Source organism: Methylobacterium brachiatum, from assembly GCF_020523825.1.
In the GTDB taxonomy this organism is placed as follows: domain Bacteria; phylum Pseudomonadota; class Alphaproteobacteria; order Rhizobiales; family Beijerinckiaceae; genus Methylobacterium; species Methylobacterium brachiatum.
In genome coordinates this window covers 690,996-717,194 of sequence record NZ_JAJALK010000001.1, presented here as the reverse complement: position 1 = coordinate 717,194, position 26,199 = coordinate 690,996, and the positions used below count along the sequence as shown (strand labels likewise).

At 71.3% G+C, this 26,199-nt stretch carries 28 protein-coding genes; 10 read left to right on the top strand and 18 right to left on the bottom strand.

From position 1 onward, the window contains the following. The first annotated feature begins 63 nt into the window (after nt 1-63). The 4 genes from LGR69_RS03470 to xseA all read left to right on the top strand — a co-directional run bounded on the left by LGR69_RS03470 (nt 64) and on the right by xseA (nt 4,065). Nucleotides 64-1,536 (top strand): MDR family MFS transporter, encoded by a 1,473-nt coding sequence (locus tag LGR69_RS03470; RefSeq protein WP_230365178.1) that lies wholly within the window; start codon nt 64-66, stop codon nt 1,534-1,536. Between the two features lie 139 nt (nt 1,537-1,675). Further along, nucleotides 1,676-1,957, top strand: coding sequence for a type II toxin-antitoxin system ParD family antitoxin (locus tag LGR69_RS03465; RefSeq protein WP_230365177.1), 282 nt, complete (start codon nt 1,676-1,678; stop codon nt 1,955-1,957). Further along, on the top strand, nt 1,954-2,256 hold the full coding sequence (locus LGR69_RS03460; RefSeq protein ID WP_007566683.1) for a type II toxin-antitoxin system RelE/ParE family toxin: 303 nt from the start codon (nt 1,954-1,956) through the stop codon (nt 2,254-2,256). Before LGR69_RS03465 ends, LGR69_RS03460 begins: the two co-directional genes overlap by 4 nt. Before the next feature lie 114 nt (nt 2,257-2,370). Next, nucleotides 2,371-4,065 (top strand): exodeoxyribonuclease VII large subunit, encoded by a 1,695-nt coding sequence (xseA, locus tag LGR69_RS03455; RefSeq protein WP_230365176.1) that lies wholly within the window; start codon nt 2,371-2,373, stop codon nt 4,063-4,065. A gap of 10 nt (nt 4,066-4,075) precedes the next feature. Here the strand turns inward: xseA and LGR69_RS03450 are convergent, their stop codons facing one another. Next, entirely contained in the window at nt 4,076-4,831 is a 756-nt protein-coding gene (locus LGR69_RS03450; protein ID WP_230365175.1) for a GNAT family N-acetyltransferase, read from the bottom strand. A gap of 118 nt (nt 4,832-4,949) precedes the next feature. On the opposite strand from LGR69_RS03450, the gene LGR69_RS03445 reads away from it, so the two are divergent. Together LGR69_RS03445 and LGR69_RS03440 are read left to right on the top strand one after the other, a co-directional pair. Further along, nucleotides 4,950-6,374, top strand: a complete 1,425-nt coding sequence (locus LGR69_RS03445) for an alpha/beta hydrolase (protein WP_230365174.1) — start codon at nt 4,950-4,952, stop codon at nt 6,372-6,374. Continuing rightward, entirely contained in the window at nt 6,371-7,918 is a 1,548-nt protein-coding gene (locus LGR69_RS03440; protein ID WP_230365173.1) for a GMC family oxidoreductase, read from the top strand. Before LGR69_RS03445 ends, LGR69_RS03440 begins: the two co-directional genes overlap by 4 nt. 2 nt (nt 7,919-7,920) lie before the next feature. Here the strand turns inward: LGR69_RS03440 and LGR69_RS03435 are convergent, their stop codons facing one another. Beyond that, nucleotides 7,921-8,637 carry a GNAT family N-acetyltransferase gene (locus LGR69_RS03435; protein ID WP_230365172.1) on the bottom strand — a complete coding sequence of 239 codons (717 nt, stop codon included), beginning with the start codon at nt 8,635-8,637 and terminating at the stop codon, nt 7,921-7,923. Further along, nucleotides 8,634-9,260 (bottom strand): FMN-binding negative transcriptional regulator, encoded by a 627-nt coding sequence (locus LGR69_RS03430; protein WP_091862428.1) that lies wholly within the window; start codon nt 9,258-9,260, stop codon nt 8,634-8,636. Before LGR69_RS03430 ends, LGR69_RS03435 begins: the two co-directional genes overlap by 4 nt. A gap of 93 nt (nt 9,261-9,353) precedes the next feature. On the opposite strand from LGR69_RS03430, the gene pdxR reads away from it, so the two are divergent. Beyond that, entirely contained in the window at nt 9,354-10,835 is a 1,482-nt protein-coding gene (gene pdxR, locus LGR69_RS03425; RefSeq protein WP_230365171.1) for a MocR-like pyridoxine biosynthesis transcription factor PdxR, read from the top strand. Nucleotides 10,836-10,857: 22 nt separating this feature from the next. Here the strand turns inward: pdxR and LGR69_RS03420 are convergent, their stop codons facing one another. From LGR69_RS03420 to LGR69_RS03370, 11 genes are all read right to left on the bottom strand, one after another. Then, nucleotides 10,858-11,481 carry a hypothetical protein gene (locus tag LGR69_RS03420; protein WP_230365170.1) on the bottom strand — a complete coding sequence of 208 codons (624 nt, stop codon included), beginning with the start codon at nt 11,479-11,481 and terminating at the stop codon, nt 10,858-10,860. 13 nt (nt 11,482-11,494) lie between these two features. Continuing rightward, nucleotides 11,495-12,742 (bottom strand): hypothetical protein, encoded by a 1,248-nt coding sequence (locus LGR69_RS03415; protein ID WP_230365169.1) that lies wholly within the window; start codon nt 12,740-12,742, stop codon nt 11,495-11,497. 95 nt (nt 12,743-12,837) lie between these two features. Beyond that, nucleotides 12,838-13,863: an ABC transporter ATP-binding protein gene (locus LGR69_RS03410; RefSeq protein WP_007566664.1), complete on the bottom strand. Its 1,026-nt coding sequence runs from the start codon at nt 13,861-13,863 to the stop codon at nt 12,838-12,840. A gap of 8 nt (nt 13,864-13,871) precedes the next feature. Next, nucleotides 13,872-14,927 (bottom strand): ABC transporter ATP-binding protein, encoded by a 1,056-nt coding sequence (locus LGR69_RS03405; RefSeq protein ID WP_230365168.1) that lies wholly within the window; start codon nt 14,925-14,927, stop codon nt 13,872-13,874. Next, on the bottom strand, nt 14,924-15,853 hold the full coding sequence (locus LGR69_RS03400; protein ID WP_007566660.1) for an ABC transporter permease: 930 nt from the start codon (nt 15,851-15,853) through the stop codon (nt 14,924-14,926). The genes LGR69_RS03405 and LGR69_RS03400 overlap by 4 nt, the downstream gene beginning before the upstream one ends. Before the next feature lie 14 nt (nt 15,854-15,867). Continuing rightward, nucleotides 15,868-16,821 (bottom strand): ABC transporter permease, encoded by a 954-nt coding sequence (locus LGR69_RS03395; protein WP_091862414.1) that lies wholly within the window; start codon nt 16,819-16,821, stop codon nt 15,868-15,870. Between the two features lie 291 nt (nt 16,822-17,112). Continuing rightward, on the bottom strand, nt 17,113-18,735 hold the full coding sequence (locus LGR69_RS03390; RefSeq protein ID WP_230365167.1) for an ABC transporter substrate-binding protein: 1,623 nt from the start codon (nt 18,733-18,735) through the stop codon (nt 17,113-17,115). Nucleotides 18,736-18,843: 108 nt separating this feature from the next. Beyond that, a complete protein-coding gene (gene hpxZ, locus LGR69_RS03385) occupies nt 18,844-19,227 on the bottom strand; it encodes an oxalurate catabolism protein HpxZ (RefSeq protein ID WP_091862404.1) in 384 nt (127 codons plus the stop codon). Next, entirely contained in the window at nt 19,227-20,624 is a 1,398-nt protein-coding gene (locus tag LGR69_RS03380; RefSeq protein ID WP_230365166.1) for an AtzE family amidohydrolase, read from the bottom strand. The genes hpxZ and LGR69_RS03380 overlap by 1 nt, the downstream gene beginning before the upstream one ends. Then, nucleotides 20,621-20,815, bottom strand: a complete 195-nt coding sequence (locus LGR69_RS03375) for an AtzG-like protein (RefSeq protein ID WP_230365165.1) — start codon at nt 20,813-20,815, stop codon at nt 20,621-20,623. Before LGR69_RS03375 ends, LGR69_RS03380 begins: the two co-directional genes overlap by 4 nt. A 177-nt stretch (nt 20,816-20,992) precedes the next feature. Continuing rightward, nucleotides 20,993-21,463 (bottom strand): ureidoglycolate lyase, encoded by a 471-nt coding sequence (locus LGR69_RS03370; RefSeq protein ID WP_230365164.1) that lies wholly within the window; start codon nt 21,461-21,463, stop codon nt 20,993-20,995. 469 nt (nt 21,464-21,932) lie between these two features. Between LGR69_RS03370 and LGR69_RS03365 the strand changes: the two genes are divergently transcribed. Then, entirely contained in the window at nt 21,933-22,307 is a 375-nt protein-coding gene (locus LGR69_RS03365) for a DUF6481 family protein (RefSeq protein WP_091862395.1), read from the top strand. 84 nt (nt 22,308-22,391) lie between these two features. Here LGR69_RS03365 and LGR69_RS03360 read toward each other — a convergent pair whose 3' ends face one another. Next, nucleotides 22,392-23,315, bottom strand: a complete 924-nt coding sequence (locus LGR69_RS03360; protein ID WP_230365163.1) for a DUF6328 family protein — start codon at nt 23,313-23,315, stop codon at nt 22,392-22,394. A gap of 394 nt (nt 23,316-23,709) precedes the next feature. Here LGR69_RS03360 and LGR69_RS03355 point away from each other — a divergent pair, with 394 nt between their 5' ends. Both LGR69_RS03355 and LGR69_RS32160 read left to right on the top strand, forming a co-directional pair. Beyond that, a complete protein-coding gene (locus tag LGR69_RS03355) occupies nt 23,710-24,039 on the top strand; it encodes a hypothetical protein (protein WP_230365162.1) in 330 nt (109 codons plus the stop codon). A gap of 2 nt (nt 24,040-24,041) precedes the next feature. Further along, the gene (locus LGR69_RS32160) at nt 24,042-24,461 is read left to right on the top strand and encodes a hypothetical protein (protein ID WP_370881337.1); all 420 of its coding nucleotides are present in this window, start codon (nt 24,042-24,044) and stop codon (nt 24,459-24,461) included. A 21-nt stretch (nt 24,462-24,482) separates the two neighbouring features. Here LGR69_RS32160 and LGR69_RS03345 read toward each other — a convergent pair whose 3' ends face one another. The 3 genes from LGR69_RS03345 to LGR69_RS03335 form a co-directional block, all read right to left on the bottom strand. Continuing rightward, a complete protein-coding gene (locus LGR69_RS03345; RefSeq protein WP_007566640.1) occupies nt 24,483-24,689 on the bottom strand; it encodes a hypothetical protein in 207 nt (68 codons plus the stop codon). A gap of 190 nt (nt 24,690-24,879) precedes the next feature. Then, nucleotides 24,880-25,545 carry an HAD family hydrolase gene (locus LGR69_RS03340; protein WP_230365161.1) on the bottom strand — a complete coding sequence of 222 codons (666 nt, stop codon included), beginning with the start codon at nt 25,543-25,545 and terminating at the stop codon, nt 24,880-24,882. Nucleotides 25,546-25,706: 161 nt separating this feature from the next. After that, nucleotides 25,707-26,105: a DUF2934 domain-containing protein gene (locus LGR69_RS03335; protein WP_230365160.1), complete on the bottom strand. Its 399-nt coding sequence runs from the start codon at nt 26,103-26,105 to the stop codon at nt 25,707-25,709. Nucleotides 26,106-26,199: the final 94 nt, after the last annotated feature.

Below are 26,199 nucleotides of genomic sequence, written 5' to 3'. Positions count from 1 at the left end.
GGGCCGCGCGGGAGCGCCTTTTCCTCGCTAGGTCCGGGCCGGCCCCGGGCCTAGACCGCGCCCATGCCCAGTCCTTCCGAGACGCGCCGCCCGCTGGTCCTCGCCGCGGTGATGGCGGCGATGTTCATGATCGCCATCGAGGCGACCATCGTCTCGACCGCCATGCCGCAGATCGCCGCTCAGCTCGGCGACCTCCACCTCTATGCCTGGGTCTTCGGCTCGTTCCTGCTGACGCAGACCGCCACCACGGTCGTGTTCGGCAAGCTGTCCGACCTCTACGGACGCCGCCCGGTGCTGCTGTTCGGCATCGCGGTCTTTCTGGCCGGCTCGCTGCTCTGCGGGCTCGCCTGGTCGATGCCCTCGCTGATCCTGTTCCGCCTGGTGCAGGGCGTCGGCGCGGGGGCGATCCAGCCGGTGAGCCTGACGGTGATCGGCGACCTCTACCCGGCCCGGGAGCGCGGCAAGGTCCAGGGTTATCTCGCCAGCGTCTGGGGCATCTCCTCGGTGGCCGGACCGCTGGTCGGCGGCCTGATCATCGGCCATCTGAGCTGGCCCTGGATCTTCTGGATCAATCTGCCCGTGGGCGTGGTCGCGGCCGGCTTGTTCCTGGTCTACCTGCGGGAGAGCGTCGAGCGCCGCAGCCGGCCGATCGATGCGCTGGGCGCCGCCCTGTTCACCGCGGCCATCGCCGCGCTGATGATGGCCCTGACCGAGGCCGGCACCTCGGCCGCGGCGGCGTTCTGGCCGGCCCTCGGCTTCGTCGTGGCCGCCATCCTGTTCGTGCTCCAGGAGCGCCGGGCGGCAGACCCGATGCTCGACATCCGCCTGTGGATGCAGCGCCCGATCGCCACGACCAACGCGGCGACGCTGCTCTCGGGCATGACCGTGATCGGGCTCACCGCCTTCCTGCCGATGTACGTCCAAGGCGTGCTGCGGCAATCGCCGCTGATCGCCGGCCTGACCTTGACCCTGATGGTGCTCGGCTGGCCGATCGGCGCCACCACGGCGGCGCGCAACTTCGTGCGCTTCGGCCTGCGCCCGACCCTGTTGGTCGGCGCTACCCTGCTGCCGCTGGGCGCCACCGCCTTCGTCGCCCTGGGGTCGGAGACCTCGCCCATCGTCGCGGCCTGCGGCTCGATCGTGATGGGGCTGGGCATGGGCTTCCTCTCGACCGCCGCCATCGTGATCATCCAGGACAGCGTGACCTGGGCGCAGCGCGGCGCCGCGACCGCCTCGAACATCTTCGCCCGCAACCTCGGCTCCACCCTGGGGGCCACCGCCTTGGGTGCCGTGCTGAATTACCGCCTGGTCAACCCGGTCGACGGCCCGCCGGTGGATTCCGGCCAGCTCCGGCGCCTCCTCGACGATCCCGCAAGCCTCGGAGCCGGCGGCGACGCGATCCGCGACGGGCTCCAGCACGCCCTGCACGGCACGTTCTGGACGGTTTTCGCGGTGGCCCTGCTGACCTTGGTGCTGTCGCTGTTCGTCCCCCGCGTCTCGATCTCGGACGCGCCGCGTGAACTGGCGGTGGAATAGGGTATCGCTGCCGGCGCAGGCGCCTTGCCGGTCCTTCCATCACGGACGGCTTTGGCTCCGTGGGGCAAGGGCCTGCCCAAGATTGCGGAGCGCCCCGACAATGGTATGATATAGTCATACCGCCATCGCAGGAGCCCGCATGGCTGCGACCGAGAAGCGAACCTTCAGCCTTCCCTCCGAGCAGGCCGCCTTCATCGATGCACAGGTGAAGACCGGTGCGTTCGCGAGCGCGAGCGAGGTGGTGCGCGCCGGTCTACGCGCGCTGCAGGAGCGCGACGCCGCCGTCGAGCGCTGGCTTCGCGACGAGGTGGTTGCGACCTACGACGAGATGAAAACGCATCCCGAGCGCGCGATCTCGTCGGAGGACATGGCCGAGCGGATGCGCCGGCGTCACGACGCGCGGCTGCGGGACAGTGCGTGAGACGGCGGAGCATCAGCTACGCGCCCGCCGCCGGTGATGACCTGGAATGGATCTACGACACCGTCGCGAAGGCCAGCACACCCGTGATCGCGTCGGGCTTCGAAGAGAGCATCCGCAATTTTTGTCAGCGGCTCGAATACGGTGCGGAGCGCGGGAGCTTGCACAGCGATCTCCGACCGGGCCTGCGCACGATCGGCTTCGCGCGGCGTGTCACGGTTGCCTTTACGGTTGAGGAGCACCGCGTTGTGATCCTGCGCATCTTCTATGGCGGCCGCGATTGGGAGATGGATTTCCGATAAGCGGCGATCCGGCTGGCAGACGGTTTCGCCCGATCTGTCACATGCCCCAACGGCGGGTTTGATCGGGCGGAAATCCGGTTTCCACTTTTCCGCCTCTTGCTCTAGCGTCCGCCCATGCCCCTCGTGCCGCCTCCGCGCCCCGCAGCCTCGCCTGCGGCGGATATCCCGCCGACCAGCGTGCTCACCGCCAACCAGCCGGAATGGTCGGTCGGCGAACTGGCGGGCGCGCTCAAGCGCACCCTGGAGGACGCGTTCGGCCATGTCCGGCTGCGCGGCGAGATCTCCGGCTATCGCGGGCAGCACGGCTCCGGCCACGCCTATTTTTCCCTGAAGGACGGACAGGCGCGGATCGACGCCGTCGTCTGGAAGGGCGTGTTCGGGCGCCTGCGCCAGAAGCCCCAGGAGGGGCTGGAGGTGGTCGCCACCGGCCGCATCACCACCTTCGCGGGCAAGTCCTCCTACCAGATCGTGGTCGAGAGCCTGGAGCCGGCCGGCCTCGGTGCCTGGATGGCCCTGCTGGAGGAGCGCAAGAAGCAGCTTGCCGCCGAAGGGCTGTTCGCTCCCGAGCACAAGCGGGCGATCCCCTACCTGCCGCGCGTGGTCGGCGTCGTCACCTCGCCCACCGGGGCGGTGATCCGCGACATCCTCCACCGGCTGGAGGATCGGTTCCCGCGGCCGGTGCTGGTCTGGCCGGTGCGCGTCCAGGGCGACGGCGCGGCCGAGGAGGTCGCGGCGGCGATCCGCGGCTTCAACGCCCTGGGCCCGAACAGCGCCATCCCGCGCCCGGACGTGCTGATCGTCGCGCGCGGCGGCGGCTCCATCGAGGATCTCTGGGCCTTCAACGAGGAATGCGTGGTCCGCGCCGCCTTCGAGAGCGGGATCCCGCTGATCTCGGCGGTCGGGCACGAGACCGACACCACGCTGATCGATTACGTCTCCGACCGGCGGGCGCCGACCCCGACCGGCGCCGCCGAGATGGCCGTGCCGGTCCGGGCCGATCTGGTTGCCACGGTGGCCGACCTCTCCGCCCGCGCGGTCGGGTCGATCGGCCGCCGGGTCGAGCGCGACCGGTCCGACCTGCGCGCGCTGGCCCGCGCCCTGCCGAGCGCCGATGCCCTGCTGGCGGCCAAGCGCCAGCGCCTCGACCTCGCCGAGGCGCGCCTCGCCCCGGCCCTCGCGGCGGGGGCCAGCCGGCACCGCGCCCGGCTGCAACTGCTCCTCGACCGGATGGCTCGGCGCTCGCCTGACGTGGCGCTCGCCAATGCGCGGGCGCGGCTGGCCCGGATCGATCACCGGCCGCTGACCGCCCTGCGCAACGACGTCCAGCGCAAGGGCGAGGCCCTGTCCCAGCTCGGCCGCCGCCTGGTCGTCGCCCGGGATGCCAGCCTGGAGCGGGCGCGGGCGTTGCAGGCGCGCCGGGCCGACCGCCTCGTCGCCCTGTCGAACCGCCTCACCCAGGCAGGCCTGCGCGGCGTCGAGCGCCGCCGCGACCGGCTGGAGGGCTTGGCGCATCTCCTCGGCTCGCTGAGCTACCGGGCCGTGCTGGAGCGCGGCTACGTCCTCGTTCGCGACGCCGCCGGCCTGCCGGTCCGGCACGCCGCCGAGGCTGCGACCGCCAGCCGCCTCAGCCTGCAATTCGCCGACGGGACGGTGAACGCGGTGCCGGACGGGACCTCAGACCCGTCCGTATCCGCCAAGCCCGCCCGACGCGCCGCCCGGTCTCAGCCGGCCTCCGACGGCGCGAGCGGGAAGCGCAATGCCCCGAACGCCGCCGCGCCGACGCGGCAGGGGTCGCTCTTCGACGCGTGAGCAAACAGGCTCAGGCCGGCTCCGGCCCGACACGGTAGTGATACCGGTACAGCTCGCGCGCGAATCCCAGCCCCCGGTACAATGCCCGCGCCGGCGTATTCGCGGCGATCACCTGGAGGCAGGCCGCCCGCGCGCCCTGCCCGCGGGCCCAGTGCAGCAACGCGCCGACGGCGCGCCTGCCATGGCCGCGCCCGCGCAGATGCTCGACTGTCGCAACCGACTCGATCACCAGCAGGTCGCCGTCGAGCACCCCGAACGCGAAGGCGCCGATCCCACCCTCCGCCGGCACCGCCGAGAAGGCCCGCGGCAGGATCAGGGTTTCGACCGTGTCGCGGAACGCCCGGGCGGCGGCCGCGTCGGCCCGGTTCACGGCATCGCGCAGGGCGAGCCACTCGGCATCGGGCGCGGGCATGAGCTTGACCGCCGGATCCGGGCCGCCCGATAGGTCGTCGAGATCGCGAAATAGCGTGCAGGTTTCGTCGACGACGGCGTAATCGCCCCCTGCCAGGAGCGGCTCCATCTGCGGCGCGATCGCCGGCACCCGGAAGATCGCCCGGCGCCCGAGGGCGGCGTAGAGCGCCTGTCCGGCCGCGATCGCCGGCTCGGGCGCGCCGCTGCCGCGCAGGGGATTCAGGGAATTCTGCCGCTTCGAGCTGCCCCCGGTGGCACGCAGCAGATAGCCGTGGACCAGAAGCTGGCGCGGGCTCGGCCAGGCGTTGAGGCAGGCTTCCTCGACCCGCCAAGCCAGATCGATGTCGGACGTCATGATTCCTCGCTCCGGCGTCAGGATTCCATGCCGGCCGCGACAGCGCCACTCCGCACGAACGCGGCCGTGCGGCGTCGCGTACGCTTGAAGCATTCCAGGCTCGCGCGATGTCGGTGCGATGTCCGCGCCTGATCTCCTCCTGTGCCTCCATTTCCTCGGCGGCAGCGCCCGAAGCTGGGCGCCGTTCTCCCGCATTCTCGGGGGGATTCCGGCCTGCCTGCCGGTGGACCTTCCCGGTTTCGGCGACGCGTCCGGGGCGACGGGCTTTTCCATCGCGGCCATGGCCGACCACGTGGCGGGCGTGATCCGCGCCCGGGCGCCGGCGCGCTTCGCCATTGCCGGCCACAGCATGGGCGCGAAGGTCGCCCTGGCCCTCGCCCGCCGCTCCGAGGACGGCGAGGCGGGCCTGGAGGGGTTGACCGATCTGGTCCTGATCTCCGGCTCCCCGCCGAGCCCGGAGCCGATCCCGGACGACCGGCGGGCCAAGATGATCGCCTGGATCGATGCCGATCCGGAGACGCGCCAGCGCGAGGCCCGGGCCTTCGTGCAGGAGAATGTCGGCACGGCGCTCGACCCGGAGACCGAAGCGCGCGCGGTCGCCGACGTGCTGCAGGCGGCCCCCGAGGCCTGGACGGCCTGGCTCGAGGCGGGCTCCCGCGAGGATTGGTGCCGGCGGATCGGCGTCCTGCGGATTCCGGGCCTTATCCTCGCGGGATCCGAGGACGCGGATCTGGGCGCCGATGCGCAGACGGCCCTGACGGCGCCGCACCTCGCCCATCACCGGATCGTGACCGTGGAGGGCGTCGGCCATCTCCTGCCGATGGAGCGGCCCGAAGCCCTGGCCGAAATCGTCCGCGCCCATTGGCGCGATCGCCCGCAGGCGGATGCTGCGCGGGCCGCCCAGGTGCCGTCCGCCTACGCGGCGCTGATCGGCTCCGAGCGGGTCAACAGCCGCCTGCGCGGCGCCCTCGCGGCCCGCGCGGAGCCGGACGATCCCGCCTATGCCCCGGAAGCGCTCGATCCGGTGGAGCTGGCGATCCTGCGCGCCGCCTGTGCCCGCGTCCTGCCGGCGGCCGGCGTGGATCTCGCCGCCCGGATCGACACGCGTCTCGCGTCCGGCGCCGGAGACGGCTGGCGTTTCGTGGCTCTGCCGCCCGACCCGGAGGCGTATCGGGCCGCCCTGCGCACCCTGGATGCGGCGGCACGGGCCGCCCAGGGCCGCCCCTTCACGGTGCTCGACGGGTCGAATCAGGATGCGTTGCTGACCCTCGCCGAGCGCGGCGCGCTGTCGGTGCCCGAGGCGTTGGGCGGACGGCTCGACGGCGACCGGATGCGGTTCTGGTTCGAGGATCTGCGCGCCGACGCGGTCCGCCTCTGGCTCGGCCATCCGGCGGCCCTGGCCCGGGTCGGCTTCTCGGGCATCGGGGCCGGCGGCGACCGTCCGGGTCCGATCGCGGACGGGCTTCCGGGCTTTCATGAGGTCGGTCTCGACGCGCCGGAACCCTGGGAACCACGCGCGACCCAGGCGGAGGTGGTCCGATGAACCTCGACGGGATGCGGACCTACCGCACGGACGAGTCCGTCGATGCCGTCATCGTCGGCACCGGGGCCGGCGGCGCGCCGTTGCTGGCGCGGCTGGCCGCGGCCGGCCTCAAGGTCGTGGCCCTGGAGGCGGGACCGAACTTCACACCCGAGCGCTTCGCGTTCGACGAGACCCTGGCCGACGAGATCTACTGGACCGAGGAGCGCCTGAGCGGCGGCTCCACCCCTGAGGCGTTCGGGGCCAATAACAGCGGCACCGGGGTCGGCGGCTCAACCCTGCACTGGGGCGCCTTCGTGCCCCGCGCCGATGCCCGCGACCTGCGCCTCCATACCGAGACCGGGGAAGGCGTCGACTGGCCGCTGAGCTACGAGGAGCTGGCCCCGTACTACGAGCGGGTCGAGCGCTTCATCGGGGTCTCGGGGCCGCAATCCTATCCCTGGGATCCCGGCCGCCGTTATCCCCTCCCCCCGGTGCCGCGCAACGCCCCCGCGCAGCTCATGGCCGGCGCCTGCGACAGCCTCGGCATACGCTGGGCCGACGCCCCCGCGGCGGTGGTCTCGCAGGACTTCGAATCCGAGGGCGGTCCCCGCCGCAACGCCTGCATCAATTGCGGCTTCTGCCACCAGGGCTGCCGCAACGGCGCCAAGGCCAGCATGGATGTCACCTACCTGCCGCTCGCGCTCACCCACGGGGCCGAAATCCGGGCCGGGGCCTTCGTCCACGGGCTCGAGCGCGGCAGCGACGGCCGGGTCACCGCGGTGGTCTATATCCAGGACGGCCAGGAGCGGCGCCAGCGTTGCGGCGCGGTGTTCCTCTGCGCGGGCGCCGTCGAGACACCGCGGCTGCTCCTGCATCTCGGGCTGGCCAATTCGAGCGATCAGGTTGGCCGCAACTACATGGGCCACGTCGCCACGCAGGTCTGGGGCACCTTCGCCAACGAGGTGCGGATGAACCGCGGCTACCCCTCGTCACTGATCACCGAGGACTTCATCCGCGCGGGGTCCGATTTCGCCGGCGGCTACCTGATCCAGAGCCTCGGCGTGGTGCCGCTGACCTTCGGCAACGCGGTGGCGCGCGGGCGCGGCCTGTGGGGCCAGAAGCTGCTCGATTATCTCGACGGCTACAACCACGTCGCCGGCATCGGCATCAACGGCGAGACGCTGCCCTGCGATGCCAACGTGCTGACCCTCTCCGACGAGACCGATGCCCGCGGGATGCGCAAGGCGCAGATCAGCTTCGGCTACAGCACCAACGAGGAGCGCCTCAACGCCCATGCCACCAAGGTGATGCGCGACCTCTGGGAGGCCGCCGGCGCCGAGGATATCTGGGTTCTGGAGCGGGTCGCCCACACGATCGGCACCTGCCGGATGGGGCGCGACGGCTCGAGCGCCGTGGTCGATCCCGTCGGCCGCAGCTTCGACATCGACAACCTCTGGATCTGCGACGGCTCGACCTTCCCGAGCTCGCTCGCCGCGAACCCGGCTCTGACCATCATGGCACTGAGCCTGCGCACCGCGGAGGCCTTTCTGGCCGCCGGGGGCTGAGATCAGCTGGGCTCGCCGCGTAACTCGGCGAGCCCACGCCGCTGCCGGCCGTCTCCATCGAAGTTCGCCGGGTCGAGCCAAGCCTTGAAGCCCGCCCGCACCCGCGGCCAGTCCGCGTCCGTGATTGAAAACCACGCCGTGTCGCGGGAGCGGCCCTTCACCACGACGGCGTTGCGGAAGATGCCCTCGAAGGTGAAGCCCAGGCGCAGCGCCGCCGCCCGGGACGGGGCATTGAGGCTGTCGCATTTCCACTCGTAGCGGCGGTAGCCGAGTTCGTCGAAGGCCCGGGCCATCATCAGTGCCATCGCCTCGGTCGATGCGGGAGAGCGCTGAAGCCCCGGGCCGAAATGGAGATGGCCGACCTCGATCACGCCGTTGCCCGGGTCGATCCGGAGGTAGGAGGCGATCCCCAGCGGGGCGCCGGTCGCCGGGTCGAGGATCGTGTGGAACAGCGGATCCTGGCTCTGCGCCTGCGTTTCGAGGCGCGTCCGATAGGCCGCCTCGCTCTCGGGCATCTCGTCGCCGAGATAGGTCCAACCGCTCCGGTCGGGTGCAGCCCTGTAAGTAGCGAATAGGCCGACCGAATGAGCCTCGGCATCGAGCGGCACTACCCTGCAGAAGCGGCCCGCCATCGGCGCCCGCGGCGGCCGCGGACGCGGGGTCCAGTCCGGCAGGGCCGGGCCTATCGGCTGGCCGAAGGCGTTGACGCGCGCGCTCATAATCCACTCCGCTCGGCGACCAACTCGGCCAGGGCCGTCTCGCCCTCAGCCCGCATCCCGGCAACCACACCGGCGCGGTCGGCCTCGGGTCGGTTCTGACTCATTTTCCACTTCCCCTCGATACGGGTGATCGGGATCTCGATGCCGACGATGGCGCGGAGCTGGGCCGCCACGAACGGTGCCGGCGCATCGTCCACCGCCCAGGGCGCGGCGCGCGGCGTCTCGCGCAGGGTGGTGAGGTCGGCAACCTGGCGGCGCAGCCAATCCGCGTCCTCGATCACCCGGGGGCGGCCCCAGGCGTGGACCGTGGCGTAGTTCCAGGTCGGCACCACCCGGCCGTGCTCGCGCTTGCTCGCGTACCAGCCGGGGGTGACGTAGCCCTGCGGCCCCTGGAACACGACCAGGCATTCCTCGGCTTCGGCGAGAGCCTGCCAGTGCGGGTTGGCGCGGGCGAGATGGGCGCGCAGGGTGCCGTGCGGGCCGGATTCGTCCAGCAGGAACGGCACCGGGTCGGCGATCAGGCCGGCCGCGCCGCCGGTGATCAGCAGGCCGAGCGGATAGGCGCGGATGAGCCCGTGTTGCGCCGCGCGCGTCTCGTCCCGAAAGTGCGGCGGCTGATACATCGACTTTGTCCCTGTTGGCGCGGCTCTGCTTGACCGCGGGGCGGATCAGGCAAAAGGTCCGGTTTCCGAAATCCGACTGGACCGCTTGCTGCCATGGCCCGGGGCCCGCTGCCGCTGCCCGTCAGCCTCGATCCGGACGGGCCGACGCCGTTGCATGTCCAGCTGCGCGAGGGCCTGCGCGCGGCGATCCTCGACCGCCGGCTGCCGCGCGGGGCCCGGCTGCCGGCCTCCCGGGTGATGGCGGCCGATCTCGGCTGCGCCCGCGGGACGGTGGTGCTCGCCCTCGAGCAACTGATCGCCGAGGGCTACCTGACGGCCCGATCCGGCTCGGCCACCCGTGTCGCCGCGACCTTGCCGGACGATACCCTGCCGCGATCGGACCCGGCGCAGCGGCCGGCGCCCGCGGTCGTGCCGAGCCTGTCACGGCGCGGCGCCCGCCGCGTCGCGACGCCGGCCCCGCGGTTCATGGCCGGTCCCGGCGTCCCGGACGCCTTCGCGCTCGGCCGGCCGGCGCTCGATGCCTTTCCGTACGCGGTCTGGGCACGCCTGCTCCAGGCGGAGTGGCGCCATGGACCGGCCGAGCGGCCCGATCCCCGCGGCGCACCGGCGCTGCGAGCGGCCATCGCCGCCTATCTCGCGCAGGTGCGGGGCGTCGTCTGCGAGGCCGATGACGTGATCGTCACGGCGGGCATTCGCCAGAGCCTGCGCCTGCTCGCCGAATTGCTGCTCGATCCCGGGGAGGCGGCGCTCGTCGAGGAGCCGGGCTTTCCCGGGATCGCCCTGGCGCTCGCGAGCGCCGGCCTGCGCACGGTCCCGATCCCGGTCGGTCCCGGCGGGCTCGCGGTGGCCGGCGCCGGCCCGCTCCTGCAGGGCGCGCGCTTGGCCGTGGTGACGCCGGCCCACCATTATCCCCTGGGCCACGCCATGAGCCTGGAGCACCGCCTCGACCTCCTGGCCTGGGCCGAAACCGCCGCGGGCTGGATCGTCGAGGACGATTACGACGGCGCCTACCGCTATGCTGGGCGTCCTTTGGCGCCGCTGCGCGCGCTCGATCGCGGCGGCCGGGTGATCTATGCCGGCAGCTTCTCCAAGCTCCTGCTGCCCGCGCTCGGTCTCAGCTACCTGGTCCTGCCCCGCGGGCTCGTGGCGCCGGTGAACCGGGCGCTTGCCGAGATCGGGCCGGCACCCCCGGGGATCGGGCAATGGGCGCTGGCCCGCTTCATCGCGGACGGCCACCTCGCCGGTCACCTGCGCCGGACCCGGCGGCTCTACGCTCTGCGCCAGGAGGCCCTGGTCGAGGCGGCCCGCCGCCACGCCGCGGACGTGGTGGCCGTCGCCCCGATGGAGGGTGGGATGCACCTCATCGCGCGGCCGGGGCCCGCTTGGGCCTCCACGCGCGACGATGGCGAAGCCGTCGCGCGCCTCGCCGATGCCGGGATCTCCGCGGTCGCGCTCTCGGCCTACCATGCCGGCGCGCCGGAGCCGGGGCTGCTCCTCGGCTACGCGGCTGTGCCCGAGCGGGCGATCGAGCCGGCGGTGCGGCGCCTGGCCGAGACGCTGCGGCCGGCCCGCTGAGACCGCCCCGGATCCCGCCCGCTCACTCGCCCCGCGGGGTCAGCGTCACGGTGATCGGGCCGCGGCCGGATCGCAATTCCAGGCTCCGGAGGGTCTTGGGCCGCACGGTCGCACCGCTCGACGGACTGACCCGCTGCACGCGTTCGCCGTCGAGCCGCAAGCTGAACGCGCCGTCCGCGGTGAGGCGCAGCAGCGCGACGTTGCGGAAGGACTTCAGCGCCACCGCGGTCCAGGCCGGCCCGACCTCGACCCGCGTCGGGGCCGGGACGACGTCGCGGCGCGCCAGCGCCAGGGCCGCGAGGCCGACGATGGCCGCGAGCGCCAGGACCGCCTGACGGAGGCGGACGAGCCGTCCGCGCCGCTGCGGGGGCCGGCGCATCGTCCAGACCGGCTTCGGCGGGGCCGGTTCAGGCTCGGCCGGCGGCGGTGCGGGTGGATCCTCGGGTGGGGGTTCGGGCGGCGGGGGCTCCGGGGGGATGCCCACCGGGGGCTGTGCGTGCACCTCGGGCGGTGGTGGCGGCGGTGGTGATTCGGCTTTCCGCCGTGCCTGGTCGGCCCCGCAGAATGGGCAGAACCGCACCGGGACGTAGTGGCCGCGGTCGCAGGCCGTGCAGCGCAGGAGCGCGATCGAGGTTTCGAGGATCACGGCGGGGCGCGGGTCAGTGCACGAGGGTGCCCGTTTCCATGAACCGGGCGAGCCGCTCCACCAGGGGCGCGACCATCACCCGGTCGAGCTGCCGCAGCAACCCGCGGCGCGCATGCGCGACATTCGCCTCGGCCTGCTCCCGCGCCCGGCGCTGCCAGGCGGCGCGGTCGTGCCGGCAATCGGCCCAGGCCGCCTCGATCGAGCGGAACACCTCAGGCAGGCGCTCGATCGGGTCGGCGACCCGGTCGTAATGGTGGTCGACCAGGCTGCCGAAGGTGTGGAAGCCCAGTTCCGACAGGAGCGCCACGGCGCGGGGCGCCCCCACCATCACGAAGGGCAGCCCCATGGCGGCGGCCTTCAGCGACTTCTCCGTGACGCGCTCGACGCCGAGCTCGAAGAAATCCGTCTCGGAGATGATGGTCAGGTCGCACGCCGCATAGGCCTGGGTATCGAGCGTCAGCACCATGTCGCCGCCCGGCGCCGGTGTATCGATCCGCCGCGCCTGCCTTGGGATCCAGGTGCCGACATCCGCGAGCAGCGGCCCGAAGGCGTCCGCGATCTCCGGCGGCGCGTGGAACACGTCGATGCCGCCCGCCTTCGGGTTGTCGGCGCCGATCCCGTGGAACGAGATCAGGCCGTCGCGGTCGAGGCGCTGGATCTGGAACCAGCGGTAGAGCAGCACCCGGTGCCAGCGCAGGGCCGCGTTCTGGCAGAGGAACCGGGCCGGGCCGGTGTCGTGTGCGAGCGGCGCGTAGCCGGTCCGCTCGAGGGGATGCTGGGAGAAGAGCCTCGGACCGGCCTCGTCGTCGAGCCAGAGGGCGACCTGGAGCGGGAAGAAGTCGAAGGTCCAGAAGCGCAGGCCCTCGCCGTAGAGCTGCTCGTAGTCGAGCCGGAGCGCCCGGTTCTGGCTGACCAGGATGACCTGCGCCCGCGGGATGCCGAGACCCTTGAGGTTGCGGTGAAGCGCCTCGAAGGTCGGGGCGTGGAGGCCCGGCCCCTCGTTCGACAGATCGAGCAGCAGGGCCGCCCGTCCGGAGCGCAGGTTCTCGACGTCGCCGGGCTCGAGGAGGTCGAGCCGCCCGTTCGCCTCCGGGAAGCCGAGCCGGACGAAGTCCAGAACCGGCAGGCACAGGATGTGGTTGGCCGCGCCCGGATGGGCCGTGACGGTGATCGGCTTGCCCAACCAGCCCAGAGCCGCCGGCAGGAAATGGCCGGCCTCCCCGCGGGGAACCAGGACGATCTCGGAGGCGGATGGGCTCATCGCGATGCTCGGGCGGCCGGTCGCACGGTGATCCGCCGCCTGAAAGCCGCGCGATGCCGGATAAAGGCTTCGCGCGGACGCGTCGACTCCGGGGTTCAGGCCGGGACCGGCTCCGCCGCACGCACCGGGGTCGGCCCGGCCCGGTAGGCGGCCGCGGCGTCCTCGGTCCGCCAGCAGGCCACCCTGTGACCGGGGGCGATCTCGGCCACCGGCGGCATTTCCCGGCGGCACTGATCCTCGGCCAGGAAGCAGCGCGGCGCGAACGGGCATCCCGGGGGCCGATTGGCGAGGTCGGGGGGGCTGCCCGGGATCGTCTGGAGGCGGGAGCCCTTGGCCAGCGCCCCCTCCGCTCGGCTGCGCAGCAGGCCGATCGTGTAGGGATGGTGCGGGTCGAGCACGACCTGATGGGCAGTCCCGGTCTCGACGATCTTGCCGGCGTACATCACGGCGATCCGGTCGGCGACCTCGACCGCCGCGCCGAGATCGTGGGTCACGATGATGATCGACAGGCCGAGGTCGCGCTGCAGCTCGCGCAGCAGCAGCAGCACCTGGATCTGCACCGTCGCGTCGAGCGCCGTGGTCGGCTCGTCGGCCAGCAGGACCTGCGGCCGGCAGGCGAGCGCGAGCGCGATCATGGCCCGCTGGCGCATCCCGCCCGACATCTCGTGCGGGTAATTGTCGAGCCGCCGCTCCGGGCTCGGGATCCGCACCCGCTCGAACAGGGCGAGCGCGCGCTTGCGGGCGTCCTCGCCGGAGATCTTCTCGTGGCGCTGGATCGCCTCCGTGATCTGGCGGCCGACCGTGTAGACCGGGTCGAAGGCTAGCAGCGGCTCCTGGAAGATCATCGAGACGTCGCCGCCGCGGAAATCGGCGAGCTGGCGCTTGCTCAGCGCCTGCACGTCCCGGCCGGCCGCCAGGATCCTGCCCTCAATCCGGCTGCGTCCCTCGTGGAACAACCGCAGGATCGCCCGCAGGGTGACGCTCTTGCCGGAGCCGGATTCGCCGATCAGCGCCATCGCCTGCCCGCGTTCCACGGTCAGGTCGACGCCGTCGACGACCTGCACCTTGCCGAAGGCGACGCGCAGATTCTCGAGGGTGACGGCGGGTTCGGGGTTCGACATCGGGGCGCTCATGCCGCGAGCGCCCGGGCCGGGGCGGCGGAGTGGCCGGAGCTGGGCTGGCGGGCGAGGCAGGCGACCCGGTGCAGCGGCCCGACGGCGTCGAGCGGCGGTTCCTTGTCCCCGCAGATCGGCTCGGCGAGGCCGCAGCGCGGGTGGAACCGGCAGCCGCGGGGCGGGTCGATCGGGTTCGGCGGGTCGCCCTGCAGAAGCGCGACCTGGGTGCGGTTGTCCGGATCCAGCGACGGCATCGAGGCGAGCAGCGCCTCGGTATAGGGATGGGCCGGCGCGTCGAGCACCGTGTCGGAGGGCCCGATCTCCGAGACCCGGCCGAGATACATCACCATCACCCGGTCGGAGATGAAGCGCACGACGTTCAGGTCGTGGCTGATGAAGATGTAGGTCAAGCCGAACTCGGCCTTGAGATCGAGGAGCAGGTTCAGCACCTGGGCCTCCACCGACTTGTCGAGCGCCGAGACCGCCTCGTCGAGCAGCACCAGCCGCGGCTCCAGGGCGAGCGAGCGGGCGATGTTGACCCGCTGGCGCTGGCCGCCGGAAATCTCGTGCGGGTAGCGGCCGGCGAAGCGCTTCGGCTCCAGGCCGACCCGGGCCAGCAGGGCGCGGGCGCGTTCCACGGCCTCGCGCCCGGGCACGCCGTTGACCTTGGGGCCGAAGGCGATCGACTGCTCGACGGTCATGCGCGGGTTGAGCGAGGCGTAGCTGTCCTGGAACACCATCTGGACCTGGCGGCGGTAGGACCGCCACGGCATCGCCCGCTCGCCCACCGCCTGGCCGTCATACAGAAGGGTGCCGGAATCGCGCTCGATCAGGCCCATCAGCAGCTTGGCGGTGGTGGACTTGCCGCAACCGGATTCGCCGACGATGCCCAGGGTCTCGCCCTTGAGGACGTTGAAATCGACGCCGTCGACAGCGCGCACGACCTGCTTCTTGCCCCCGGCCTTGCGGACCGGGAAGTGCTTGTAGAGGCCCGAGACCGACAGGAGCGGCTGGGCCGGTCCGCCGCGGTCATGGGCGAACGGGTCGGGGGCGCTCGGGATGACGCTCACTGGCGGATCTCCATCGCGGCGCGCAGGCCGTCCGAGAACAGGTTGAAGGCGATCGAGACGACGAAGATGCACACGCCCGGCAGGGCCGCGACGACCGGATTGGCGTAGATCGCGGTGCGCAGGGTGTTGAGCATCAGGCCCCATTCCGGCTCCGGCGGGCGCACGCCGAGACCCAGGAAGGACAGACCCGAGGCCAGAATCATCGAGACCGAGATCAGGCTGGTGGCGTAGACGAAGATCGGCCCGACGACGTTGCCGAGCACCTGCACCCGCATGATCGTCAGCGGCGAGGCGCCCGACAGCTTGGCCGCGTCGATGTAGTCGCGCTTGCGGATGCCGGTCGTGACGCTCTCGGCGACCCGGGCGATCTGGGGCACGAACACGCAGGTCAGCGACACGATCGAGTTGAAGATGCCGGCGCCCAGCGCCCCCGAGAGGGCGATCGCCAGCAGCACCGACGGGAAGGCGAAGAACACGTCGATGGTGCGCATCAGGATCGTGTTGAGCCAGCCGCCGACATAGCCGGCCAGGATGCCGATGGCGGAGCCGATCACGAAGGCGATCAGCACCGGGGTGACCCCGATGAACAGCGACAGCCGGGCGCCCAGCATCAGGCGGCTGATCATGTCGCGCCCGAGCTCGTCCGAGCCGAGCCAGTAGGTGGCATCGCCGACATGCTTCAGCCGGCGCAGCATCGACCCCTTGTACGGGTCCATCGGGGTGATCCAGGGCGCCAGGATCGCGATCACCACGATGAGCAGGATCAGCGCGCCGGCGCCCATGGCCACGGGATCGCGCACCAGGCGGTGGCCGACATGGCCCCAGAAGCCGCGGGACGGGACGAAGGCCGCCTCGGGGGCGACGTCGCTCGGGGCGAGCACGCCGCCGTCGAGCGCCATGGCGGATGCGGTGATCGGTGCGTTCATCATCGGCCTCCGGGTCAGGCGCGTTCGATGCGCGGGTCGAGGGCGGTCTGCATCACGTCCACCAGCAGGTTGAGGACGACGAAGAACATCGCCAGCACCAGGATCGAGCCCTGGAGCAGGGGCAGGTCGCGCTGGAAGATCGCGGCGTTGAGCAGGAAGCCGGTGCCCGGCCAGGCGAACACGGTCTCGACCAGGATCGAGCCGCCGAGCAGGTAGCCGAGCTGCAGGCCCATGATCGCCAGCGCGGTCGGGGCGGCGTTGCGCACGACGTGCTTGAACACGCCGAACTCATCCATGCCCTTGGCGCGCAGGGCCTCCACGAAGTCCTGGGCCAGGATGTCGGCCACCAGGGCGCGGACCGTCCGGGCGATGATGCCGGTGGGGATCACCGACATCGTCACCGCCGGCAGGATCAGGTAGCGCAGATGGTCGAAATCGGGCCGCCAGTTGCCGGAGCCGTCGGGCCCGGCGCCGGTGGGCGGCAGCCAGCCGAGCGTCGCCGAGAACACGATCACCAGCACCATGCCGAGCCAGTAATGCGGCACGCTCACGCCGAAGACCGAGAGCGCGGAGGCGGCCCGGTCGGCCACCGAGTTGCGGTGGTAGCCGGCCACGAAGCCGAACAGCGTTCCGAAGGTGAAGCCGATCACGGTCGCCACCGAGGCGAGGATCAGCGAGTTGACCACCGCGCGGCTGACCTCGCCGAGCACCGGCCGGCCGGTGGCGATGGAGGTGCCCAGATCGCCGTGGAGCACATGCCACAGCCAGATCAGGTACTGGACCGGCAACGGCTTATCGAAGCCGTAGGCGGCCTTCATCTCGTTGATGGTCTCCTGGGTCGCGTCCGCCGGCAGCACCGCGCTCAGGGCATCGCCCGGCGCGAGATGCACCAGCATGAAGCAGACCAGGCTGACGCCGAACGCCACGGGCGTCACGTAGACCAAGCGTTTGAGGATGTAGATCAGCATCATGGGCCCCAATGTCGCGTTCCAGTCGGAGGTGTTCCCCCGCAGGGGCTACGGGCAACACAGGTTTCGTTCTCAGCCGCGGCCCTGCCGCAGACGAGCTAAGGCGCGGGTCCCCTCTCCCGTGCGGGAGAGGGATAGGGTGAGGAGTGCGACCTCTCTGGATGGACCTGATCCCTCACCCCAACCCTCTCCCGCCCGGGAGAGGGAGCGCGTTGCGACCTGCAACAGCGCCTGTGCCTCACACGGGGGCCGTCCGTAGCCCAGGAGGTACTGAGACCGGCCCTCCTTTCATCACCGCCCCGCCGTCGCGATGGTGATCTTGGAAAAGTCCTGGAACCAGTTCTGGGCCTGGACGAAGCCCTTCACCTTCGGGCTCATCGCCCGCGGGTTCACGTCATGCGTGATCATGATGAACAGCGCATCGTCCACGTACTTCTCGTGGACCTTCTCCAGGACCTTCGTCTGCTCAAACTTGTCGAAGGTGTTGCGGACCTGGTCGAACAGCTTGTCCATCGCCGGGTCGCTGTAATAGCCCCAATTGGTGCCGTTCGGCGGGGCGAAGTTGCTCTGCAGGTGACGGATGAAGCCCGTGAACGGGTCCTGGATGAAGTACGAATAGTTGATCGCCGAGACGCCGCGGGAGATGTCGGCCTTGGCACCGGCCCGCCAGATGTTGATCAGCGTGTTCCACTCGACCACCTCGTAATCGACTTGGATGCCCACGTCGGCGAGGTTCTGCTGGACGAACTCGTTCATCGGCAGCGGCTGCATCTGGCCCGAGCCCGAGGCCGAGATCGCGACCTTGAGCTTCAGGGGCTTGGCCGGGCTGTAGCCGGCCTCGGCGAGCAGCTTCTTGGCCGCCTCCGGATCGTACGTCACGTCGAAGGTCGGGTGGCCGAACCACTGATGGCCGGGGGGCATGAAGCCCTTGGCGGGGATCGCGAGGCCGCCGAGCAGCTCCTTCAGGCCGTCGCGGTCGATGGCGAGGTTGGCGGCCTTCCGGACCCGGATGTCGTTCCAGGGCGAGCCCTCGACCTGGGACAGGTGCCAGGTCCAGTTATGCGGGTAGGCATTGGTGACGATGGTGAAGCCGGCGCCCTTGAGCGAGGCCACGGCGTCGGGCGCGGGCGCCTCGATCCAGTCGACCTGGCCGGAGCGGAGCGCGGCGACCCGGGCATTGGCCTCGGGCAGCGGCACCAGCACGAGCTTGTCGAGCTTGGGCACCCGGTTCGTGTCCCAGTACTCCTTGAACGGCACCATCTCGGCGCGCTCGCGGGGCGCGAACAGGGTCAGCTTCCACGGGCCGGTGCCCGAGGGCTGCTTGGCGAAGGCGTCCCAGGACTTGCCGACCTTCTCCCACTGGGCGGGCGAGGACATCATGATCCAGGCGATCTGGTAGGGCAGCGTCGCGTCGGGGGCCTTGGTGACGATCTCGACCGTCAGCGGATCGACCGCCTTGTAGGTGGCGACCGCCGGGATGCGGGTCTTGCCCTGCGCGGATTGGCGCGGATCGTATTGCGGCGCGTCGGACTTCAGCAGCTTGTCGAGGTTCCACACCACGGCGTCGGCGGTGAAGTCGGAGCCGTCGTGGAATTTCACCCCCGGCCGCAGCTTGAAGGTCCACTTGGTCTTGTCGGCGGCGTCGACCGTCCAGCTGGTGGCGAGGCCGGGCACGAGGTCGGAGGCCAGCTCGGCGCTCGACAGGTCCCAATTGATCAGGCCGTCATAGACCGTGTAGCCGAGAAACCGCATGCCCTCGCCGCCATTGTCGGTCTGGCCGGTGGTCAGCGGGATGTCGGACGCGGTCATGCCGATCCGCAGCGTGCCTTGCGCGAGGGCCGCGGTGCTCGCGGAGAGCGCGAGGGCGCCGGCGAGCGCCGCACGGGCACTGAGAGTTTTCAGACGAGACAGCATGTCGGATCGGGGACTCGCGTTGGTCCGGGAGGGCGGGCCCGGAATACGCTGGACCGTATGCAAGCCCGCGGCCAACCGGTCCCGGCCCATGCACGGAGCCGGCGAAAGCTAGTCCGCCGCGATCACGCTCACATGGGCGGCGACCACCCGCCAGCCTTCGGGGAAGCGCACCCAGGTCTGGCTCTGGCGGCCGGTCTTGCCGGGGGCGTTGTCCCGGGTGAACAGGGTCATGGCGGTGGCGAAGTCGCGCCCGTAGGTGGTGATCTCCGTCCGGGCGAGCACCCGCTCCAGGCCCACCGGCGAGCGGGCGCGCCGGAAGGCGCGGATCGCGTCCATGCCGTAGAGATTCTCGCCGATGCCGTACCGGATGGTCCGGGGATCGTCCCGGAACAGGGCCTCCAGGGTGGCGACGTCGTTGGTGGTGAGCGCGACCTCGTAGGCCCGGAACGCGGCCTCGACCTCGGCCTTCACGGCGGGATCGTCGATGACCATCAGCCGAGCTCCGCCACGGGCGCCGTGCAGATCCCGTCCCGCTCGAGCTGGCGGGCGACCCGCAGGGCCAGATCCTCGCGCCAGGGCGCGGCGATGACCTGGACGCCGAGCGGCAGCCCGGCATCGAGCCGGACGGGTACCGCCACCACGGGCAGGCCGATGAACGAGATCGGCTGGGTGAACAGCCCGATATTGGCCCGCACCGGCAGGGTCACGCCGTCGATGACGAAGTGCGTCTGGCCGCCCTTCGGCGCCCGGCAGGGCGTCGCCGGCGCCAGGATCACGTCGACGCCGTCGAACAGCGTCAGCACCGCGTCGCGGTACCAGCGGCGGAAGCGCTGGGCGCGCTCGACGAAGGGCGCCGGGATCATCGCCCCGGCGATCAGCCGGTCCCGCACCGCCGGGTCGAAATCCTGCGGCCGGGTGCGCAGGCGGTCGAGATGCAGCGTCGCGCCCTCGGCCGCGGTGATCAGGTAGGCCGCGGCCCGTGCGCGGTGGGCCTCGGGGAGCTCGACCGTGCGGCTCGCGCCGAGCGCCTCGGCGACGCGGGCGACCGCGGCGAACGCCTCCGGGTCGCCGCCGCGGGCGAAGTAGCCGCCCGCCACCGCGATGCGCAGGCCGTCGATCCCGGCTTCCAGGCTGGCGGCGGCCGGCTCGGGCGCCCGGGTGGTGGCGACCGGATCCTCCGGGTCCGGGCCCTGCAGGGCGTCGTAGGCCAAAGCGAGGTCGGCGACGCTGCGGGCCATCGGGCCGAGATGGTCGAGGCTGCCGACGAAGGGGAAGCTGCCGGCCCGGCTGATCCGCCCGTAGGTCGGCTTCATCCCGAAACAGCCGCAGAAGGCCGCCGGCACCCGGATCGAGCCGTTGGTGTCGGAGCCGAGGGTCAGCGGCACCAGCCCGGCCGCCAGAGCCGCGCCGGAGCCACCGGACGAGCCGCCGGTCATATGGTCGAGGGCGTGGGGATTGTGGGCGTCGCCGTCGTGGACGTTCTCGCCCGTAAAGTCGTAGGCATATTCGCCCATGTTGAGCGCGCCGACCAGGATCGCCCCGGCGGCCTCCAGGCGCCGCACCACGGTACCGTCGCGCACGGCCGGGGGCCGGTCCCTGTTGATCTTCGATCCGGCGCGGGTCGGCAGGCCGGCGACGTCGATCAGGTTCTTCACCGCGAAGGGCACCCCGGCGAGCGGGCCCATCGCCTCGCCGCGACCGATCGCGGCATCGATCGCGTCGGCGCGGGCCAGCGCCCGCTCGGGCAGCACGTCGGTGAAGGAGCCCACCCACCCGTCGATCCGGGCGATCCGGTCGAGCGTGCCCGCGACGATCTCCCGGGCGCTCGAACGGCGCTCCGCAATCGCGGCGGCGATGGTCGTGGCATCAGGGATGGCAGGCCCGCTCATGCTTCGAACCTCGGCGCCGCCTCGACCGCGTCGGGGAGCGGGAAGTCCGCCACGAGGTCGGCCGCCGCCGCCAGGACACGCAGGTTCGCGGTGATGGGTGGCAACCAGGCCGGATCGAGCGCCAGCCCGAGAAGCGGGGCGGCGAGCGCCGCGTAGGCATCCGGGTCGAATGGCGGGGGCGTCTCAGGCATTGCGATCCTCACACCGGCCATTCGGGCGGCCGGCCCTCGGCGTTTGCAGGCATCGTGCCGAACGCGCCTCGCCACTTAGGCCGTCGCAGATCCCATGATGCCCAATTTCTGAGCAAGTCCCTGGCCGAACCGGAAGAGTTCGAGCCTGATGGGGAAATTGCCTATCTGTTGGGCAACTCACGGCAGGGCGAGCGTCAGAGGCGTGATCGGCGCAAAGCTGCAATCCGCCTCGGTGCCGTCCTCGTGGACCAGCATGGCGAACACCCCCGGTTCGCGCAGGGTCATCATATGCGCGTGCCAGGCGCCGGCCCGGTAGTTGATGCCGATATGGCCCGGGACGCGGAAGGCCCGGATCCGATCCTCGTCGGGGCTGCCGTCGCGGTCCGGCGCCACGACCACGAGATAGGCCTCGACGGAGAGCGGCAGGAACGCCTGGTTCGAGTGGCGGTGCTGTTCCAGGCGGCGCAGCGGCATCAGCCGGTCGAACGGGTCGCTGCGCACCAGGGCGAGATTGGCGCGGGCCGCCGGGCGCGCGTTCTGGATTCGACCGGCGTGATCCTGCCTCGGCTCCGTCACCGGCGCGGCCAGGACTTCCCCGTAGGCCGCGAAGGCTTCGGCCGTGATCTCGGACGTCGTCACGATACGCATCGCCACTCCTGGCTCTCGTTTGCCCCGGCCGGCCGCTGCGGCAATCGTGCCGCGCCGCCGGTCTTGCCGTTCAAGCGCGTGCGACCTACCTGACTTGCATTGAAACGAGCCTGCGGCTCGGCCCCCCGGCGACCGACGATTTCACCGTCGGGCTGAGGTTTTTCAGCATCGTCGGGTAAAACTTTTACAGAGTCGACGTGGATTGTCGCGTTACCCGCCATCTCAGCACGCAGACCCGATTGCGTCTTGGGGGAGGCTGGGTCTAAGGGCTGTCCCGTTTTTTCCAGACATGGTCCGACCCGAGCGCTCCAGCGTGAGCCGAGCGCTCGGGTCGGACCATCGGCAGCGCCGATGGATCGGTGCGGTTCCGGGGCCCGGGGACGGTCGCGGAACCTGCAGTCTCAGTACGTGACCGGCGTAGCCGGTCGTCCCCGCAAGACGCGTGACGTACCCAACCGAGAAAGGTCAGATGAGCGCATTCGACTACCGGAATTTCGACGACCGCCGCCAGCACTCGCAGAACGCCAAGGCCGCCCTGCTGGCCAAGTTCAAGTCCCGCCCGCCGGCCGATGACCCCGAGGTGATCGCCAAGGCGAAGGCCCGGGCCGCGATCGTCCAGGCCCGCGAAGAGCGCGCCCGCGAGCGCGAGGCTGCCCGGATCGCCGCCGAGCGGAAGGCCGCCGAGGAGAAGCGTCTGCGCGAGGAGGCCGAACTCGCTGCGCGCCTCGCCCGCGAAGCTGCGGAACTCGCCGCCGCCCAGGAGCGCAAGGCCGCCGAACTCGCCATGAAGAAGGCGCAGCGCGACGCCCGCTACGCCGCCCGCAAGGCCAAAGCCAAGCGCTGAAGCTGCCGCGCCGGTCCCGGCGCAGATCGATCACGCGCTCGAACGCCGTCCGCCCCCAGGCGGGCGGCGTTGTCGTTTGGCGCCTCAGGCCCGCAGCGAGCGCCGCCTGCGCAGCAGCGCCGGATACACGTGCCAGAGGCCGCTCAGCACGACGAGGGACATGCCGGCCGCGACCATGCCCGCTGCGCTAGACTTCAGGATCGTCGCCACGACGACGCCGAGATCGGCCGCGATGCCGAGCGCCAAGGTCACGCTCGCGGCGAGCAGGAAGCGGGTCCCCAGCCTGTGGAGGTCGGGCGTGTCCGCGCCTGCATAGACCACGCGGTGGAAGGCGGCGGGCGCCATCAGCCAGATCACCGTCAGGGCGAGGAAGCCGATGGCCGCGAGGTGGATCAGCTTCGTGATGAACGGCAGGGCCTCGAACGTCTCCGAGAAGATGATGACCAGCTGGAAGCCGAGCAACGCCTGGGCCCCGGGCAGCATCACGCGCGCCTCGGTGAGCATCTGCTCGATCTTCGTCTCCAGCGACGTGTGCTCGTGCTCCGGTTCGGCGCTCGTCATGGTGCGCTCCTGTTCGCCGGTGGTGCGGGCCTTCAGCGCTTGCAGCCCGTACCAGAACAGCAGCGCGGTGAGGCCGGCGACGATGCCGATGGACGCGGCCAACCCGGTCCCGAGGACCGGCTCCGCCGCGAGGAAGAGGTCGGCGCCGAGCGCCAGGGCGAACGGCGCCAGCGAGAGGCCGGCGCAGAGGCGGATCACGCCGAGCAGACGCTTGGTGTCGTGGCCCTCCTCAACTAGCCGGTGTTGGATCGACGGCGTGATCAGAAGGGCGACCGCCAGGGTGATGAGCCCCAGCGTGGCGACCCAGACCACACGGCTGTGAAACGGCAGCTGTTCGAAGGTCGGCCGGAAGGCCCCCTGGAGCTGGAAGCCCAGCAGGATCTGCGAGCCCAGGATCAGGATACGGGTTTCGTCGAGGCCGACCTTCAGCTTCTTCGACAGGGACATACGCGACGCGGTTCGATGGGATTTGGATGCGGCAATGGCCGATCGCCGCCTCCGGTTCCGGGCTCGACCGCCCGCGGCGCACGATGGTCTCCAGGCCGCCCGGCGTGCGCGCCAGGATGCCGTCGACCGGTCGCCAGGCGCCGGGGTCGCCGAAGATTCGGATCCGCCGCCATCGTCTCTCCCCGCTTCGCCCGGTGGACCGGCTGTCCCGTTCGACGGCGATGATCGCGCTTCGCAGCCGGCGCTCCTCATGGCGGGGCTTCGCCGAGGGGGACGGCCCGTCTCCGGGCGCGTCCGCTCCGGGCGGTCCGGCAGGCGCAGCCGGAGCGGCGTCCCCCCGCAACTATCTCCTGCCGACCGGTGTTGAGAGCCGCGCCGGCATGCCGGCTTCGCGGTGCGGCCGGTGATCCAGCCCACGATCGATCCCAACGGCGAGGAAGCGATGCGGTCTCGAATCATCCTGGCGGCGCTGCCGATCGCGGTTCTGGGAGCGAGCCAAGGCGCGGCGCAGGATCGAAGCACCGTCACCGCCTGTGAGACGCTGCTTGCCACCCGCCGAATCGATGCCGCGACCGGTCCAGCGCGCGAGGCGCCGGAAGCGGGATGCCGCACGATTCCGAAGGCCGATATCGGGACCGTGGAGCAGCGGGCGCTGATCGGCGGGGCGCCCTACGAATGCATGACGGTTGCGGGGTCCGGCCGGTGCCTCTGGGTCGTGCCCTGAGGTTGCGCGGCAAGATCGGCAGCGAACGGGCGGTCAGCCGGGGCGGCGTCCCGCCCGGGACCAGCAGTCTGACGAAGCTTCACGGCAGAGCGATCCGGCCCTATCTCGGCGGCTCGGTCTCACGAGGAATACGCTCCGGTATGTTGAGTATCCAAGCCAGGATGCGGGTCCCCGCAATGGTCTCGGCCGTGCTGCTTGCATTGATCGTCGGCGCGCCGGCTCGGGCCGAGCCGCCGATCCGCAGCCCGGAAGACGCGGCCTGCCGGAACGAGGCCCGCGCCAAGGTCTTCTCAGCACCGAATCCGCAGGGACTGGAACTCGAAGAGATCGGCCGGCAGATCTACTTCGCCTGCATGGCCCGGACGAATCAGGCCGCAGCCCAAGCGCCGAAGCGCAAGCATCGCCGGCACCGGCGGCGCTGAGGCGCCGCCAGCAACGCGCGCTCAGGCGTCCAGCGGGGCGCCGATGCGGACGCGCAGCTTGTGGCGCAGGGCTTCGTTGCCGCCCTCGGCGTTCAGCGCCGACATCAGCCGCAGCAGGTGGCTGAGCGGCGTCGACCGGCACGCGATGGCCTCGGCGATTTGGTCGGCCAGGGGCTTGGCCGCAGGCACGAAACGCGGTGCTGGGCTGGCCTGGTGAGTCTGGGGCATGCGCGGCGCTCGTGCTTTGAGACGTTCCAGATGGCGGCCGGGTGGCTACGCCTTCCGGCCTCACCGCGCCAGCCCCATTCGCGCATTTGCGTAGCCGGCGTCGTGTACCGTCACCGCACTGCAACACAGAGCATGGGAAACCGTGGAGGGCGCGCGCGAAGCTCCAGATTTCCCTTGCTTTTGCCCTCGCTCAGCTTGTCGCCAGCAGCGAGCGATCGAATCCGTCGAGGAGATCCTGCGGGTCGCGGTAGATCGCGACGCAGCCCGCGCCGGACAGATCGGCCTCCGGAAAGCCGCCGCAGAGCACGCCGATCGTGCGCAGCCCGGCCTTCGAGGCCGCTTGCGCATCGTAGGGCGTGTCGCCGATCACGATCATTTCGTCCTTGCCGAACCCTTCGAGCTTTTGCGCGGCGGCTTCGAAGATGTCGGGATGCGGCTTCGAACGATCCGCGTCGTCCGAGCTGGTCACGACGTCGACCAGATCGGCGATCCCCAGGATCTCCTGGTAGCGCTCGACCTCCGGGCCCTTGCCCGAAGAGGCCAGGGCGATCTTCAGGCCGGCCGCGCGGATGCGCTCGAACAGCGGCCGGACCGCCGGGAAGGGCCGGACCTCCGGCAGATACTTTCGCTTGAACAGATCCGAGCGGTAGCTCTCGATCTCCTTGCCCTCGCGCTCGATCCGCTCGGGCGGCAGGAACACCGGCATCAGCTCGTCGCCGCCCTTGCCGATCTGGCTGCGGACCTTCGCGGCGTCGGTCTCGACGCCGAAATGCGCGAAGGCCTCCACCCAGGCCTTGGCGTGCAGGTCGACGCTGTCGAGCAGCGTTCCATCGATGTCGAAGATCACGGCGCGCATCACGGCCCTCCTGGCGGCGCACGGCGTACGCGTCACGGCGGACAACGGTGGCGGCGTCGGGCTGTTCCAGTCTTGAGGGCCTCGGAAACGGCAGGAGCCCGCCCCTCGGTGAAGGGGCGGGCTCCTGAAACAGCCGCGCTGACGCAGGAAGCGCCGTCGGCTCAGTGCATCGAGGCCGGGGCGCGGGCCGGCTTGGCCTTGGCGGCGAGACCGGCGGTCACGGCGGCCTTCGAGGCCTTGGCGGTCTTCGCGGCGACCGGCTTGGCCAGCGCGTCCTTCGGCGTCACGGTCTTCGAGGCGGCAGCCTTGGGGGTGGCGGCCTTGGCCGGGGCCTTCGGAGCCGCGGTCTTGGCGGCAGCCTTGGGGGCGGCAACCTTGGAAGCCGGCGCCTTCGCGGCGACCGGCTTGGCCGCGACGGCCTGGCCGTCCGCCAGCACGACGCCGGCGCGCAGCTCGGCTTCGGCGCGGATCCAGTGGGCGACGGCGTGACCGTGGATCCGGCCTTCCTTCTCCCAGATGTAATAGGCGCATTCGCGCACGTGCTGCTCGCTGATCTGCATGAGTCCGATCTCCACTCCGTCCTGGGATCGACGATGCGAGCGGGTGGTTAAAGGCGGGTTAACCCTCTGCCGTCGGGCGGGCCCGGCCGCCAGA

What these genes read in the sequence shown, in the direction of transcription:
- LGR69_RS03360 (WP_230365163.1), bottom strand. Translation starts at nt 23,315, where the DNA reads ATGTCCCTGTCGAAGAAGCTGAAGGTCGGCCTCGACGAAACCCGTATC.
- LGR69_RS03400 (WP_007566660.1), bottom strand. Translation starts at nt 15,853, where the DNA reads ATGAACGCACCGATCACCGCATCCGCCATGGCGCTCGACGGCGGCGTG.
- pdxR (WP_230365171.1), top strand. Translation starts at nt 9,354, where the DNA reads ATGGCCCGGGGCCCGCTGCCGCTGCCCGTCAGCCTCGATCCGGACGGG.
- LGR69_RS03465 (WP_230365177.1), top strand. Translation starts at nt 1,676, where the DNA reads ATGGCTGCGACCGAGAAGCGAACCTTCAGCCTTCCCTCCGAGCAGGCC.
- LGR69_RS03370 (WP_230365164.1), bottom strand. Translation starts at nt 21,463, where the DNA reads ATGCGTATCGTGACGACGTCCGAGATCACGGCCGAAGCCTTCGCGGCC.
- LGR69_RS03470 (WP_230365178.1), top strand. Translation starts at nt 64, where the DNA reads ATGCCCAGTCCTTCCGAGACGCGCCGCCCGCTGGTCCTCGCCGCGGTG.
- LGR69_RS03365 (WP_091862395.1), top strand. Translation starts at nt 21,933, where the DNA reads ATGAGCGCATTCGACTACCGGAATTTCGACGACCGCCGCCAGCACTCG.
- LGR69_RS03435 (WP_230365172.1), bottom strand. Translation starts at nt 8,637, where the DNA reads ATGAGCGCGCGCGTCAACGCCTTCGGCCAGCCGATAGGCCCGGCCCTG.
- hpxZ (WP_091862404.1), bottom strand. Translation starts at nt 19,227, where the DNA reads ATGGTCATCGACGATCCCGCCGTGAAGGCCGAGGTCGAGGCCGCGTTC.
- LGR69_RS03415 (WP_230365169.1), bottom strand. Translation starts at nt 12,742, where the DNA reads ATGAGCCCATCCGCCTCCGAGATCGTCCTGGTTCCCCGCGGGGAGGCC.
- xseA (WP_230365176.1), top strand. Translation starts at nt 2,371, where the DNA reads ATGCCCCTCGTGCCGCCTCCGCGCCCCGCAGCCTCGCCTGCGGCGGAT.
- LGR69_RS03410 (WP_007566664.1), bottom strand. Translation starts at nt 13,863, where the DNA reads ATGTCGAACCCCGAACCCGCCGTCACCCTCGAGAATCTGCGCGTCGCC.
- LGR69_RS03395 (WP_091862414.1), bottom strand. Translation starts at nt 16,821, where the DNA reads ATGCTGATCTACATCCTCAAACGCTTGGTCTACGTGACGCCCGTGGCG.
- LGR69_RS03450 (WP_230365175.1), bottom strand. Translation starts at nt 4,831, where the DNA reads ATGACGTCCGACATCGATCTGGCTTGGCGGGTCGAGGAAGCCTGCCTC.
- LGR69_RS03430 (WP_091862428.1), bottom strand. Translation starts at nt 9,260, where the DNA reads ATGTATCAGCCGCCGCACTTTCGGGACGAGACGCGCGCGGCGCAACAC.
- LGR69_RS03440 (WP_230365173.1), top strand. Translation starts at nt 6,371, where the DNA reads ATGAACCTCGACGGGATGCGGACCTACCGCACGGACGAGTCCGTCGAT.
- LGR69_RS03380 (WP_230365166.1), bottom strand. Translation starts at nt 20,624, where the DNA reads ATGAGCGGGCCTGCCATCCCTGATGCCACGACCATCGCCGCCGCGATT.
- LGR69_RS03335 (WP_230365160.1), bottom strand. Translation starts at nt 26,105, where the DNA reads ATGCAGATCAGCGAGCAGCACGTGCGCGAATGCGCCTATTACATCTGG.
- LGR69_RS03345 (WP_007566640.1), bottom strand. Translation starts at nt 24,689, where the DNA reads ATGCCCCAGACTCACCAGGCCAGCCCAGCACCGCGTTTCGTGCCTGCG.
- LGR69_RS03340 (WP_230365161.1), bottom strand. Translation starts at nt 25,545, where the DNA reads ATGCGCGCCGTGATCTTCGACATCGATGGAACGCTGCTCGACAGCGTC.
- LGR69_RS03375 (WP_230365165.1), bottom strand. Translation starts at nt 20,815, where the DNA reads ATGCCTGAGACGCCCCCGCCATTCGACCCGGATGCCTACGCGGCGCTC.
- LGR69_RS03445 (WP_230365174.1), top strand. Translation starts at nt 4,950, where the DNA reads ATGTCCGCGCCTGATCTCCTCCTGTGCCTCCATTTCCTCGGCGGCAGC.
- LGR69_RS03390 (WP_230365167.1), bottom strand. Translation starts at nt 18,735, where the DNA reads ATGCTGTCTCGTCTGAAAACTCTCAGTGCCCGTGCGGCGCTCGCCGGC.